Raw genomic sequence first — 13901 nt, 5'->3', positions numbered from 1 at the left:
TTTTGGATATTAAAGTATTGACTTGGCACTTAGTTGTAACTATAATTATTACAACGGAGTAATTAGCAATGAAGTGTGAGTTGTAAATAGATAGCATATTTTTTTGGTCTAGTTGTAACTATTTCAGTTACAACTTAGGGTTATTATAACAAGTAAGGAAATATAAAATAATAAAAGTGTAAATGTATATAGAAAAACGGAGGAAACAACATGTCAAAATTACATTTAGAAGTCTTTACAGGATCTGAACAAGCCTTTCAAGTTACATCAACGATTATTTATGGAGAGAAAGATGCAATTGAACATACTCGTAAATATTTAATCGCATTTGATGAGGTTCTTGCGGAAAACCTTTCAAGTGAAGAAATTCAAACTGCAATGAAGAAACACTTTCCAAATGTAAAAGTACTAGAAATCGGACTTGTTTTAGCAGCAAATGCATTTGGAGGGAAGAAATAATGGAACAAAAAACAAATTTAGAGATTATCCGAAGCACATATGAAGGGCCATCTTCATCTAATGCAAAACATTTACTAGAAGCTCTTGCTGAAAATGTGGAATGGACAGAAGCAGCAGGTTTTCCTTACGGTGGGACATATATTGGTGTGGAAGCAGTAATGGAGAATGTATTTAGTCGTTTAGGATCGGAATGGAATGATTATAAAGCAAGCGTAAATATGTACCATGAAGTAGAAGGAAAAGATGTCATCATTGCTGAAGGAGTTTATTCGGGAATTTATAAAGAAACTGGCAAAGCATTTGAAGCAGATTTCGTTCATGTATGGCAGCTTGAGAATGGAAAAATCGTAAAGTTCAAGCAATATGTGGATAGTCACGTTGTTAGAGAAGCGATGAAAGCTTAAAAATGATAAACAAATGGAATCGGCTATTTGCAGGCTATTTCATTTGTTTTTGTAACAATTAGAGGAGATATCAAAATACATACTATGAAAAAATGGATAATAGGGATGATTACGACTATCGCAATTGTAATGGGTGTTATATTTGGCGCTTATAAATTTCTTGAGTATGCCGAAGTAGAGGATAAACGTTTAAAGGAGCAGAAAGTAATTGCTCAAAAGGAAAAGAAGGTAGTGGAAGAAACGCCGCGAGTTAGTGAAGATGAAATCATATCTACTATGCATAAGATGGTACATCAAAAAGTAAAATCCTCTGAGAAATGGGGATTTATTGAAATGACACAAAAGGAAATTCGTAATGCAAAGAAAGCTGTAGAGAGTAGCAAAAATTTTAATTATAAATCAAAATTACTTTCCATTTTAGAACGCTGGGAAAGAGGGGAGTTTTCGCAAACAGTTGAGGAACATAACTTTTTTTGGGAAATTCAAGGCGGTGATACTGGAAAAGCAACAGAACGTTTATCGCCAGCAGAAGAACAGCAGTATTTAAAAGAAATGAGAAGTAAAAAGTGAAGAATGTAAAAACATCGCCATTATGTTAAAGATAATGGCGATGTTGATCTATTAAGAGTGCTGCCGTACTAAAGTTTGGCTAGGCTGATGAGCAACTGTTTTAAAATGAGAAAATAAATAACAGCCAGTAACAACGATAATCGTCCCAAAGATTTGGATCCAAGTTAGTTCTTCTCCTAAGAAAAGAAACGCTAAAACGGCAGTGAAAATTGGATTGAAATTTAGGAAGATACCTGATGTAGTTGCTCCTAATTTTTGAACGCCAATATTCCAAAACACCATACAGACCACAGTTGAAATTAAGCCTGTGTATAGTATTGAAGTGATAAATGAAGCATTAATATGAGAGACCGTAAAGTTTGGTATGTTAAATGGAAGCAATATGATAACGCCAAAAACTCCTGAATACAAAGTTGCCATCATCGGCGTAGTTGTTTTTGTTGCCCATTTACTACAAACAGAATAAATGCCCCAAATACAAACCGCAGCCATCATCCACAAATCTCCACTATTAAAATGTAATGAAAATAACAGTGCGATATTTCCTTTTGAAAGGACGAGAATTACACCAAAAAAAGAAAGAATCATAGAAAGAATTTGAAGTATATTTATTTTTTCCTTTAAGAATAAAGATGAAAAGAGTGCAATTGAAATCGCGTTTAACGTAGAAATAAGTCCAACGTTTGTTGCGGATGTTTCTTCTAACGCTAAGAATTGAAAAATGTTAAAGAGAACAACGCCGGTGATTCCCATAAGTAGTAAGGGAAGAATAGCGGCACGTGGTGGAAAAAGTTTCTTTTCTTTAAACCAAACAATTGGTAATAGACAAACAATCGCAATGATCCATCTTAAACTTGTGAGAGTCATCGGAGAAGCATGACCCACAAGTGATTTTCCAACGACGAAATTCCCCCCCCATAGTAAGCTTGTTAGCAATAATAAAAATACATAAAAATAAGGCATAGTTTGGAACTCCTTTTATTAGTGTATAAATTGAAAAACTGATAAAAAACCTTTCTTTTTTGGGGGAAGAGAGGATCCGTCCATGGATAGAAGCGGTCAGGTACTTTTTTAGCCCCATGCCGAGTAAAAACAAAAAGAGAAAATGAGTGTATGTCCTTTTTTGTTTTCATAGCAGTGACTTATGTGTTGAAAACACAAAATGGATTTATAGCGTATGAATTGTAAATAATTTTAGCATTTTTCTTTGTTATCTAATATATTCTTTTGTATAATGGTGAAAATTCAATAAAATGTTTTGTTAAGGGTTATAATTAAAAAATTTTATTCAATTTCATTCAGTGTATTATATGTTTTTCCGAAGAATCGTCGGTAAAGAAAAGGAGGGTTTTTATGGAGTCATCAGTTATTAAAGTGTTAGATGATTTAGACGTACAGATTTTAGATATTTTACAAAAGGAGTCACAAGTAAGTAATGCCGAACTTGCACGTCGTGTTAATTTGTCGCCAGCTGCGATGCATGCACGAATAAAAAGGCTAGAAGGTGAAGGTTTCATCGATAAACAAGTCGCGATTTTAAATCAAGAAAAGCTTGGATTCGATTTATTATGCTTTATTTTTATGAGTACAAATATTCATCAATCTGAAAAACTTGAAGTATTGGAAAGAGAACTGGAATCTATGCCTGAAGTACTAGAATGTCATTGTTTAACAGGAGAGTACGACTATTTATTAAAAGTTGCGAATCGGGATCGAAAGGAACTGGAACATTTTATTAGAAAGTTAAATAAGCTCGGAATTACAAGAATACAAACGAGCTTAGCGCTGCGTGAAATTAAATATTCTACAGTATTACCAATACGAGATTCAAAAACAAGTACTGAATGAGATATAAAACCATTTTTTAGATGGGAGAGAGGATCCGATCATGGATAGAAGCGGTGGGGCTCGTTTTGTTTCTGGAGCAGTGGTTTATATGTTTGGGAAATTAGGATATTTTCTAAAAGATTGTTGTATTTGTATTAGATTGTTTCCCTGTTAAAATATGTTATATATTTTCCGATAAATGTGATTCCGAATAATGTAAATATGGGGGGTGGAGAAATGTATTGGGAGACTCTTCCTAATTGGTTTTGGGCAACATATTATTTATTTTTATTAATAACATTAGGGACTGCAATATTTTATGTTATACGAAAGAAAATGAAAAGGTTGTCCATTTTAGCCATTGTTTTTGCTATAACAGTTCCAATAATTAGTTTGATAAATAGCATTGGAAGAGCGGAAGGAATTAATGAATTTGAACATTTAATAAATCAATTACAACAAGGGGCTATCTGGTCTATATTCGCAACCATAGGTTATTTATTTTTATTCGTATGGTGGTTTTTGTTGCTAGTTAAAAGTAAGATTGAAAATCAAGTTATAGTTTCAAAGTGACCTCTAGTTGTTGAGGTCTTTTAGTATGCATTTCTCAACATTGCAACCGTATTATAATTAGATTTTTGACACGCTGAAATCATCATATATGTCTTTTCAAATCTCAAATTCCACTTTAACCCGCATTATGTCAATATTTTAATAGCATGGTCAAAAAATAGCCGAAAATTGAAATGGGTATATAGAAGAAATCGGTATTTATTTTTATCCCGCATTAACGGGCAGTAAGACCCTCATCTCAAGATTCAGAGAGAAACGAGGAGATAGGTGGGGGATCAATTGCCCGTAAAAGCCCGATTGGTAAGGGCTAATAATCAGTGGGGGATGAAGAAAACCCCCACTGATTAAAGTTTCATTTTATATAAAAAATTCAGAATAATAATTGACGTGTTCGGATGGAAGTGTGTATTATTATATAAAATTATAAATTAATATACATTATAAGTTGTGAATATTTATTTTTATGTTAAGGAGATATATTATGCAAATTTCTAACGCGATTACAAGTGATGTGAAAGAAATATATAACTTAATAGAAATATATTCGAAAGAGGGAGTTGTTCTGTCGCGTTCACTTTTGTCTCTTTACCAATATCTACAGTGTTTGTATGTTGTGAAAGAGGAAGGGGAAATTTTAGGAGTTGTCGGTTTACATGTTTTAGGTGAAGATCTTGCCGAAATACGATCATTAGTCGTATCGGATACATATGCAGGTAAAGGGTTAGGACGTATGTTAGTCAATCATGTAATAAGTGAGGCTTCTAAAATAAAGGTAAGAAGGGTCATTTCTTTAACGTATCAAACTACATTTTTTAAGAAGTGTGGATTTGATTTTGTTGATAAGGAATCGCTACCTGAAAAAGTGTGGATTGATTGCAGACATTGTCTGAAATTTGATTGTTGTGATGAAGTTGCGATGATTCGGTATGTGATTTGAGGTTTAGTATGAAATAGATAATTAAGATAAACAGAAGGAGGAGGGGATAGCCTCCTCGTTAATTAAATTAATGTATGTCCACCTTCAACATGAAGAGTAGTTCCAGTGACAAATTGATTTTGCATTAAATATAGTACACCATCAGCTACATCTTTTGCCTGTCCAACTCGTTTGACAGGGAGTTTATTTGCTATCTCCTTATAGAATTTGTCCCGCGCTTTCAGCGGCATTTTGCTACGTGACGGTGTATCAATAATGCCAGGAGAGACGATATTTACGCGAATAGGAGCGAGTTCTAATGCTAATGTTTCTCCAAGATTAGAGACTGCTGCATTTACTGCACCAAGCGTAGCTGAACCAGCCATTGTTTTATAGGCAACTACGCCTGAAAATAATGTGATTGATCCGTCTTTCGTAATCTTAGGTGCACCATATTTTGCAGCATAGAATTGTCCCCAAAATTTATTTTCGAACAACTGGCGCGTTTTGCTTACTTCTGTATCAAGGAAAGCTCCTCCGAATGTTTCAGCTGCTGTAATAACTAAATGATGGATTGTATTTATTTCTTCAAAGAATGACTGTACTTGTTGCTCGTTTGTTATATCAAGTGTATAAGTTGTTACATTTCCCGCTAATACCTTTTGTGCCTCTTTTAATTTGTCTTCGGATCGGCTGGCGATAATAACATCTGCACCTTGCGCTAATACCAATCTTGCTGTTTCTAAACCAATACCTGAACTCCCGCCAATAATAGCTACTTTTTTTCCTTTTAGCATCTTTATGCCTCCTAATTATTTCGTTTTTACTTTGTTGCCATCATTGTAGTTTGAAGAATTCCATATTTGAAGTAGTGATATTTATTTCATATAGTTACATTTCGGAAAGTTTTTTATTATATAAGGGGAATCGGAGCGGAAAAAATTTAAAGTACTTTAACTAACAAAAAAGGACCCACGGGTCCTTTTTTGTTAGTTTTCTAGAGTTAGCCCAAAGCGCTTTAATTCGATAAAAATACCTTCTAATTGTTTCCCTTTATCCGTGAGGGTATATTCCACTCGGGGAGGAACTTCAGGATATACTTTTCTTGTTACAATACCTTGACTTTCTAATTCTTTAAGGCGAAGTGAAAGTGTTTTTGGGCTGATACCATCCATTGATTTTTGTAGATCACTAAATCGCAATGTTCCTTCAATAAGAAGGTCACGAATAATTAAAAATGTCCATTTTGTTCCAATTACGTCAAGTGTTTTTGCAATAGGACAAGGTATACCAGGTGAACCTTTCGTTAATACAATCGGATATACATTGCTCATGGAAATAGCCTCCATAAAAATTTTTTTAATTGATTTACTTTATAGTATCACAAAACTATCCTTTTAGTAACTATATGAAAAAAATATCACTACTTCCAAAAGGGAAACTACTGGATATAAAATAGCATTAGGAGTCACAAATAATTTCTAAACTAAGGGGGTGACTATGATGAAAATAAAAAATCAAACAAAAAAGTTATGGTGGTCATTTAGTTTTCTCGTAATTTGTATTGTTATAATCGGTACCGTACTTACTGCGTGCAGCAATACAAAAATGTCTGCTTCTAAAAGTGAAATTCAATTGTTGAAAGGCAAGCCAGAGCCTAAAACAATGACAATCGATCCTTCATTAAATCAAAAAGAAGCTACAGCAATGATTCATGCAGCCCAACGTTTTTATGCATTTTGGGATACTGGTAATGAGGAGCTTATTCCGCAAACCGTTACAGAGAAATTCTTTGATAATACGTTGCCAAAAGGGCGCCCACAAGGTCCTCAAGGCTTAGCGTTTGCTGCGAAAAACTTTCGTAAAGTCGTTCCAGATATACATTGCAAAATTGAGGATTTATTAGTGGTTGGTGATAAGATCACAGCTCGTCTTTCCTTTACAGGAACACATGATGGAAAACCGATTAACTTTTTTGCCATTGATATTTTACGTATTAAGGATGGAAAAATTACTGAAGATTGGCATCTAGAAGATAACCTTACTCTTATGCAACAACTTGGAGTAGTAGCTGAGAACTAAATGATAGCGGTACGAAAAAGTGTGGATTTAGATATATGCAATTCAATCAATAAAAGATAAAGGGGAAGAAAATGATGAAAAATATATTAATAATAAATGGTCATCAAAAATATAGTGCAGACGGAGGGAAATTAAATCAAACATTGGTTGATCGCATGGTCAGTCTACTAAGTGAAAAGAGTCATGTGAAAACAACGATTATTCAAGATGGATACAATATTAAGGAAGAACAACAAAAGTTTTTATGGGCGGATGTTATTATCTATCAAACACCGATTTATTGGTTTAGTGTACCAGGATTATTTAAAACGTATATGGATGAAGTATATGAGTACGGCCTCTTTTTTAAAGGAGGAGATCAATATGGAGCAGGAGGGTTATTAACAGAGAAAAAATATATGTTTTCCACTACATGGAATGCACCTAAAACAGCGTTTCAAGATTCCTCACAATTTTTTGAAGGTGAGAGTTTAGAAGAAGCAATTGGTCATTTGCACCGAGTACAGAAATTTATTGGTATGAGTCCTTTAAAGAGTTTTGCGTGCTATGATGTAGTCAAAAATCCTAATATTGATATGTTTTTAGCAGAACTTGAAATGCATGTAAAAGAAGTGGTGAATCTTTCCTAAATTTTAAAAATAAATAGCTAGTAAAACCTCAATCTGAAGATTGAGGTTTTACGGTTATGCAAGTTATCCATATTATATAAATGCGGATTGAAAGACCGACGTAAAACCATTTCTTTTAGGCGGGAGAGAGGATCCGATCATGCGTAGGGGCAGTCAGTGCCTTTTTTAGCCCTATGCCATGTGAAAACAGAAGGAGAAAATGAGTGAAGAACTTCTTTTGTTTTCATAACCGCGACTTATATACCGGAATTTTAAAATGAGTATATATAAATAGTTAAGTGAATTGATTTCAATACTCTTTAGCTGATTCCATATGGTGAATCCATAACTTTGAAAAATCCGTCCAGCCAAAAGAATCAATGGTTACGTTCTTTAAAGAAGAGGGATATGTTTGCTTTTTTAAAACATGATAATTAAATAGGATAATGTATTCCGTTCGAAGGAATTCTTCAATTTCGAATATAAGTTTATGACGATGTTCCTTATTTTCTTCGGCTAAGAATGTATTTAGTAAACAATCAATCTGTTTTTGATAGTGAGGATGCATAAAACGGTTGATAAAACAGCTTTTACTTTTAAATACATTGAGAAAAGCTATTTCTATATCTGAATTAAAAACCTCCCCCATTAAAATAATATCGGCGTTTTGATCAATAGAACGATTCGAGTAGTCTGAGACTGGAAAAGGGTGTAATTCCATTTGTATGCCTAAGTTTTGGCAATGCTCTTTTAGCCAAATTGCATCATGAGCACTATCTTTAAAAGAGAAAAAGTAAATATGTATAGTTTCACCTTGATATGTACTTTTTTTCAGGTATTCCTTTGCTTTGCATAAAGAATAAGATTGTTTCGTTGCTGCTCGGCTTCGACTTGGAAAGAAGCTTGATGCGGGGATAGTCCGCATACCTTTTAAATCACGAATAATCGATTCAACGTCATATATTTCTCTCCAAGCTTTTCGAAAATAAATATCATGATGTGGACCAGGTCTTGTAAAGTTAAATGCGGCATATATACACCCGGTTTCTTCTATTTGTACTTCGTGTTCTTTTGTATATTCAGTATTTGGTAGTTCATAGTGTGTATGTATTTGTGCATGTTCCGGAATCCGCCAAAACTCAATACGATCAAGCAACGCCCGTTCTTTAAAATAATCCGTAAACGCTTCTAATATAACTTGATCTTCATCATAACAATGTAATTTAAAAGCTCCCGTCCCGATATAATGGTGATTTTGTATTGTTACATCATGAGGTAAAATGGCTAATTGCATCGAACTTACATAACGTAGGAAAAACAAGTTCGGCTTTCGAAGGTGAAAGCTTATTTGTAGTGGTGATGGTGTTTCAATCTGCACAATCTCTTCAGTTAACCAGGCATAAGGAGAGTGTACACGTTGTAATCTTTCAAATGAAAATTGAACATCTTTAGAAGATAAGATTCTTCCATGATGAAAATGGATGCCTTTTCGTAAATAAAAAGTCCAGGTAAGTTGATCGTCACTAACCTCCCATGTATGTGCGAGGTGTGTTTCAATTTCTTCTGTGACGTAGTTGTAAGTAACTAATGTATCAAAAATTTGACTAATGAGATGACTCTCTGTTGTTACAGCTGCAAATGCTGGATCAAGTGGCAATATTTTTCTTGAGCAAGGTATCTTTAACACGTCATACATATCGTTTAAAGGTTGGTATCCAAAATGCTGTTGTAATTTTTCTTCTAAGCCTTTTCGAAGGGAAGTCGGAAATGGTTGTTTTAAAAGAAGAAATAACTCTTTTAATTTATCTTGTTGTAAGAGGGATTCAGCATAGGGTATAACTACTTCTGAAATGGTATGGAGAAAGAGAATTTCACTTTTATTTCCTCGTCCTCGTCCTGGTGTCCACGTAATTAATTTTTCTTCAGTCATTTTTCTCAGTAAAATTTTCACGTTTTTTGTACTGCAATATAAAATATCGGCTAGTTCTTGCAAGCTATTTTGCATGTATTGTTTTTCTGGATCATGCAATCGTAGTTGAGTATAGTAATCCATCACTTTCATGTTTAAACGACTCCTTCCCAATAAAAGGGGAAATTCTTTAGAATATTCTAACCTTTTTCTTCCACTTTTTCAAAGTAAAATGAATACACATAAGGGGGAAGAAACAATGGGATTTTGGAGTATGCATCGAAATATAAAAATTAGAATTATAACATCATTTTTAACACGAACTGTATCAACAATGATTTTCCCGTTTATGGCGATTTATTTTTCAGTAAAGCTGGGTAGTGTCCTTGCAGGCGTCTTATTATTAGTAAACGTAATGGCAGCGCTGATTATTGGGCTTTATGGCGGTTATATTGGAGATCGATTAGGGCGGAAAAAGGTTATGATTATAGGGCAGGTGATACAAGTTGTTTCGATTGCTTGTATGGGAATTGCGAATTCAGATTATGTAGATTCACCTTGGCTCACTTTCATTTTTATGTTAACGAATAGTCTTGGTTCAGGACTCATGAATCCCGCAACAGAGGCGATGCTAATTGATGTGAGTACACCGGAGAATAGAAAAGTAATGTACAGTATTAATTATTGGGCAATCAATTTATCGATTGCTATTGGGGCTATATTCGGAGGGTTATTATTCGAACATTATCGTTTGCAACTCTTTATATTATTGACTGCAGTAGCATTGCTAACGTTGTATTTAATTTCAGTATATATGGAAGAAGTATATGTAACTCAGAAAACGATGAAAAAGAAGCATGTGTTAAAAGAAATGGTTGAAAGTTATAAAGTTGTTATGACAGACCGGGCATTTTTGATATTTTGTTTAGCAAGTATATGTACGTTATCGTTAGAATTTCAGCTTAATAATTATTTAGGTGTACGCTTGCAAGAGGAATTTGAAACAATTCAATTTGCATTTGGAAATGATATTCGTTTTGATTTAACAGGTATTCGGATGCTAAGTTGGATTTCTGCGGAGAATACGATTTTGATTGTTTTATTTTCAGCACTTGTTATTAAAATGATGAAACGTTTTAATGACCTGAAAATCCTATATGTTGGCTTATTCATCTATACAATTGGATTTACAATAATTGGATCAAGTGATAGCTTATGGATCTTATTAATAGCAGGGCTTTTCCAAACAATCGGGGAGATGATGTATGTGCCAGTTCGGCAATCCATTATGGCCGATATGGTTCCAGATGATGCTCGAAGTTCTTATATGGCAATCAATGGTATGGTCTTTCAGGTGGCAAAAATGAATGGAGCACTAGGGATTATGCTAGGTTCTTTTATAGCATCATGGGGAATGAGCATTGTATATTTTTTAGTTGGTATAAGTAGTATTTTGTTATTTATGAAAGCAATTAATAGGACAAAATACAGTGAAGAAAATATACATCATATAGGATAAGGGAATATGTAAAAAGCGTCTGCTTCATCTAATGTATTGCTAGTGCTTGGGTTCATTAAAAGGTTCTTCAGTTCACCTACTTCAGAGAGTGTGACAATGATGTAACCGCTAATTAATACAATGAGTCCAATGACCCTTAATGTTTGCAAACTAATATTTCTTTGGTTTTCCTCAGAGTTATTTGGGGGCGTTAAAGTTTGAGTGTTGTTCATCGTAGGGCTCCCATCTTTTTATTTATATATGTGCTAAACAATTGTATGACTTATGGATGATAAATAAAAAGAATCAAAATCATAGTCATTTTCACTATATGAGAAATGCCTAAAAAAGTGATTAAAAATAGGGGTGTTCAGTTCATACTTATACGCCTCTCTAAAAATCCTATCAGGTTGATAATGCTTCCATTTGAACAATTTTTCCTTTTTCATACCGATCACACACCTTTTTTAGAGTAATAGTATCAGTATGTCCAAGATTTAGAGGTTACTTGCATGTATCTTGAAGTTTTTGCAACGGAACCAGTTGTACTGTAGGTACCATCTTACTGTTTGCAAAATAATATCATGATGATAATGCTTCCACTTGAATAAATTTCGCTTTTCCATACTGATCACGCACCTTTTTTAGAGTAATAGTATCAGTATGTCCAAGATTTAGAGATTACTTGCAATTATTGTTGCTTTGAAATAAATTCGTACCGTTTTGAATAAAGTTTAACCGTTTGTAAAAAAGTTGCACCGTTTTGCATCATCAGGTAAAGCTGCCACGGTAAAACTCCTGAAGTTTTGATCAAACTTTATTCCAAACCAAAAATTAGAACAATATCCATTCTAAAACAAAAAAATAGGATAATTCTATATAAATTGTGATTAAATAATATATGGAATGTTGAAAGTATTATTTGTTATAGGAAGCAGGTGTACTGAGAGTGAAGAAAGTAATAGCAACTATTTTTATAGTAGGGTTTAGTGTGCTACTACTATATTTATTTACTGATGTTTTTACAAAAATAAAACTCCAACAACCGGTAGGAGATTATTTATCAGAGCATTATGGGATAAAAGATGGAGAGTTTAAAATTCTTTCTGCACATGATAATTGGATTGAAGGAGGGGATATTCAAACTTATGTAGAAATAAAAAAACCGTATTATACTACTACTTATTTAACCGTAGACCGAAATTCTTATGAGATAGATGAAGAGGATAGTAAGTATGTCTTCTTAGATATATTTAAAGGGGCTTATATTCAACAACATAGTGATGTTTTAAAACAATCAAATAAAATTATTAAAAAATATAACTTATTAAGTGAATCTACTGACGCATTTGAAATGGAGAAACAAAATTTCTATTACTATTTAAACTTTACTATTGATGAACAGCAGGAAAAAGAATTACTTACAAAGTTCAAACAAAGCCAAGAATTAAACACAAAAAAATTAATTAAAACTTTAAAAATTAGTGAATCTAGAATTAATTCTTATTATAAGGGGGTTGTGAATTTTAATTATTATTATAACGCCGAAAAAAATAAGGGGAATATACCGGATATCCTAAGTGTTATGGATGACTTTAAAAAGAGTAATGTTTTAACAGAAGGTGTTTATAATATAGTACTTCAGCCCAGAAGTTCTTCAGGTGGACAACATGATGGTAAGGAGAGTTATGTTATGTTTAGTGTAGATAAATCAGGTGAATTTAAGGTAATAAAAAAAGATGAATATAGGGGATGATTCATACATACAAGGTTAAAAAAGTACGCGTATCAAATAAACCCTGACTTCATAAACGGGCGCAATTGTATAGAAACACGGGCAGAAAATGATCAAACTTTTTTATAAAAACTGTACACACAATCCCAAAGAAAGAGTCGATTTTGATCAATCTTTTTTCAAAATCGATTCTTTTTGTGTACCATAGAATGTGAGTTTGTAAGAGGTTTTTGATCAAACTTTATACCAAAGCAACAGTTGTACGAAACCAACAATCTCGTAAGATATTTGGAGATAAAAAGCTTTGAATCTCTTGAGCAAATAGTTGTAATTCATCAGATACAGAAATAGACATACAAAAACGCCATCCTTTCCTATGATTCTACAGAAAGAATAGCGTATTTTTTCATTTTAGGGGGTATTTTGTTTTATTGGCTTGATAGCGATGTGGTGCTACCCCATAAAGAATATTGATATGTGAGGGTTTTACTGCCCGCGAATAGCGAGATAAAATGAATGCGAGTATTTTTACATATGAATCTATGAAAAAGTTGATGAAATTGTCAGCTTTTTATTTTTGAAAAAAATTGTTTATCTATTTTTATAAAAAAATGTTTTTTTGACCCCTATAAAATTTTTATTTCCTCCGAATATGTATAGTGAAGAAAGCAAATGGAGGAAAAATCATTATGAAAAAAACACTATTAAAAGGCACTATGGTAACTATGATGGCATGCAGCCCGTTTCTGATGGGAACAGCAGCGTATGCTAGCGAAAACACAGATGCGGTAAAAACAACGGAAACTGAAAAAACAACGGAAACTGAAAAAACATCTTTAGTACAAGGTGACGTCTTTTATTTTGTGAAAACTATGGTTGAAGATATTAAAATGGCTCTTGCGACAAACGATTTAGAGAAAGCGAAGCTATTGTCTGAGCAAGCCGCGGAACGAATTACTGAAGCAAGTGTACTAATTGAAAAAGGAAAAGGCGATCTTACACAAGATACATTAGAAAAAGCGGCGGAAGACTTAGAAAAAGCAGATAAGCTTTCTGGCGAAGAGAAAGCAGAAACAGAAAAACCTGCTGGCGAAGAAGAAAAAGAAGCAGCGAAAGTAAAAGTGCACATCGGAAACAACATCGAAGCATTAGCAAAAGTGCTAGATCAAGTGAAAAATCCGAAAGCAAAAGCTGCAATTACCAAAAATATAGAGAAGAGTTTTTCAAAGATTGCAGCTAAAATAGAGAAAGAGAAAGAGAAAGAGAAAGAGAAAGAGAAAGAGAAAGAGAAAGAGAAAGAGAAAGAGAAAGAGAAAGAGA

Annotated in this window: 16 protein-coding genes and 1 pseudogene; 11 read left to right on the top strand and 6 right to left on the bottom strand. The window is 33.5% G+C overall.

Features of this window, described 5'->3' with window-relative positions:
• The first annotated feature begins 210 nt into the window (after window positions 1-210).
• The 3 genes from JDS96_RS23400 to JDS96_RS23390 all read left to right on the top strand — a co-directional run bounded on the left by JDS96_RS23400 (window position 211) and on the right by JDS96_RS23390 (window position 1433).
• The gene (locus tag JDS96_RS23400) at window positions 211-459 is read left to right on the top strand and encodes a hypothetical protein (RefSeq protein ID WP_199668186.1); all 249 of its coding nucleotides are present in this window, start codon (window positions 211-213) and stop codon (window positions 457-459) included.
• A complete protein-coding gene (locus JDS96_RS23395) occupies window positions 459-863 on the top strand; it encodes a nuclear transport factor 2 family protein (RefSeq protein ID WP_003195455.1) in 405 nt (134 codons plus the stop codon). The genes JDS96_RS23400 and JDS96_RS23395 overlap by 1 nt, the downstream gene beginning before the upstream one ends.
• 84 nt (window positions 864-947) lie before the next feature.
• Window positions 948-1433: a PRK06770 family protein gene (locus tag JDS96_RS23390; RefSeq protein WP_199668199.1), complete on the top strand. Its 486-nt coding sequence runs from the start codon at window positions 948-950 to the stop codon at window positions 1431-1433.
• Between the two features lie 51 nt (window positions 1434-1484).
• Here the strand turns inward: JDS96_RS23390 and JDS96_RS23385 are convergent, their stop codons facing one another.
• Window positions 1485-2396: a DMT family transporter gene (locus tag JDS96_RS23385; RefSeq protein ID WP_199668185.1), complete on the bottom strand. Its 912-nt coding sequence runs from the start codon at window positions 2394-2396 to the stop codon at window positions 1485-1487.
• Window positions 2397-2786: 390 nt separating this feature from the next.
• Between JDS96_RS23385 and JDS96_RS23380 the strand changes: the two genes are divergently transcribed.
• The 3 genes from JDS96_RS23380 to JDS96_RS23370 all read left to right on the top strand — a co-directional run bounded on the left by JDS96_RS23380 (window position 2787) and on the right by JDS96_RS23370 (window position 4770).
• Window positions 2787-3281: an Lrp/AsnC family transcriptional regulator gene (locus JDS96_RS23380; RefSeq protein ID WP_033797450.1), complete on the top strand. Its 495-nt coding sequence runs from the start codon at window positions 2787-2789 to the stop codon at window positions 3279-3281.
• A gap of 216 nt (window positions 3282-3497) precedes the next feature.
• On the top strand, window positions 3498-3833 hold the full coding sequence (locus tag JDS96_RS23375) for a hypothetical protein (protein WP_199668184.1): 336 nt from the start codon (window positions 3498-3500) through the stop codon (window positions 3831-3833).
• A gap of 481 nt (window positions 3834-4314) precedes the next feature.
• Window positions 4315-4770, top strand: a complete 456-nt coding sequence (locus JDS96_RS23370) for an N-acetyltransferase (protein ID WP_199668183.1) — start codon at window positions 4315-4317, stop codon at window positions 4768-4770.
• Window positions 4771-4832: 62 nt separating this feature from the next.
• On the opposite strand, the gene JDS96_RS23365 is transcribed toward JDS96_RS23370, so the two are convergent.
• Together JDS96_RS23365 and JDS96_RS23360 are read right to left on the bottom strand one after the other, a co-directional pair.
• Window positions 4833-5546 carry an SDR family oxidoreductase gene (locus tag JDS96_RS23365; RefSeq protein ID WP_006093650.1) on the bottom strand — a complete coding sequence of 238 codons (714 nt, stop codon included), beginning with the start codon at window positions 5544-5546 and terminating at the stop codon, window positions 4833-4835.
• A gap of 192 nt (window positions 5547-5738) precedes the next feature.
• Window positions 5739-6083, bottom strand: a complete 345-nt coding sequence (locus JDS96_RS23360; RefSeq protein ID WP_199668182.1) for a winged helix-turn-helix transcriptional regulator — start codon at window positions 6081-6083, stop codon at window positions 5739-5741.
• Window positions 6084-6249: 166 nt separating this feature from the next.
• On the opposite strand from JDS96_RS23360, the gene JDS96_RS23355 reads away from it, so the two are divergent.
• On the top strand, window positions 6250-6831 hold the full coding sequence (locus JDS96_RS23355; RefSeq protein WP_199668181.1) for an ester cyclase: 582 nt from the start codon (window positions 6250-6252) through the stop codon (window positions 6829-6831).
• A 74-nt stretch (window positions 6832-6905) separates the two neighbouring features.
• Window positions 6906-7460, top strand: coding sequence for an NAD(P)H-dependent oxidoreductase (locus JDS96_RS23350; RefSeq protein WP_033795913.1), 555 nt, complete (start codon window positions 6906-6908; stop codon window positions 7458-7460).
• A 289-nt stretch (window positions 7461-7749) separates the two neighbouring features.
• On the opposite strand, the gene JDS96_RS23345 is transcribed toward JDS96_RS23350, so the two are convergent.
• Window positions 7750-9501 (bottom strand): SgrR family transcriptional regulator, encoded by a 1752-nt coding sequence (locus JDS96_RS23345; RefSeq protein WP_199668180.1) that lies wholly within the window; start codon window positions 9499-9501, stop codon window positions 7750-7752.
• Window positions 9502-9607: 106 nt separating this feature from the next.
• Between JDS96_RS23345 and JDS96_RS23340 the strand changes: the two genes are divergently transcribed.
• Window positions 9608-10867, top strand: a complete 1260-nt coding sequence (locus JDS96_RS23340) for an MDR family MFS transporter (protein ID WP_199668179.1) — start codon at window positions 9608-9610, stop codon at window positions 10865-10867.
• On the opposite strand, the gene JDS96_RS23335 is transcribed toward JDS96_RS23340, so the two are convergent.
• Together JDS96_RS23335 and JDS96_RS23330 are read right to left on the bottom strand one after the other, a co-directional pair.
• On the bottom strand, window positions 10855-11079 hold the full coding sequence (locus tag JDS96_RS23335) for a hypothetical protein (protein WP_199668178.1): 225 nt from the start codon (window positions 11077-11079) through the stop codon (window positions 10855-10857). The two genes, JDS96_RS23340 and JDS96_RS23335, sit on opposite strands and share 13 nt — an antisense overlap.
• A 309-nt stretch (window positions 11080-11388) precedes the next feature.
• Window positions 11389-11472 (bottom strand): annotated as a pseudogene (locus JDS96_RS23330) (IS6 family transposase); the annotation flags it as partial.
• A gap of 323 nt (window positions 11473-11795) precedes the next feature.
• Between JDS96_RS23330 and JDS96_RS23325 the strand changes: the two are divergent.
• Entirely contained in the window at window positions 11796-12602 is an 807-nt protein-coding gene (locus JDS96_RS23325; RefSeq protein ID WP_199668177.1) for a hypothetical protein, read from the top strand.
• A gap of 668 nt (window positions 12603-13270) precedes the next feature.
• Window positions 13271-13901 (top strand): DUF5667 domain-containing protein (locus JDS96_RS23320; RefSeq protein WP_199668201.1); only part of this gene is annotated, 631 nt, incomplete at its 3' end.

The organism is Bacillus cereus group sp. N21 (assembly GCF_016483395.1).
GTDB classification, from domain to species: Bacteria; Bacillota; Bacilli; order Bacillales; family Bacillaceae_G; genus Bacillus_A; species Bacillus_A pseudomycoides.
The sequence above is the reverse complement of the archived record's forward strand: the minus strand, read 5'-3'. Positions and strand labels throughout refer to the sequence as shown.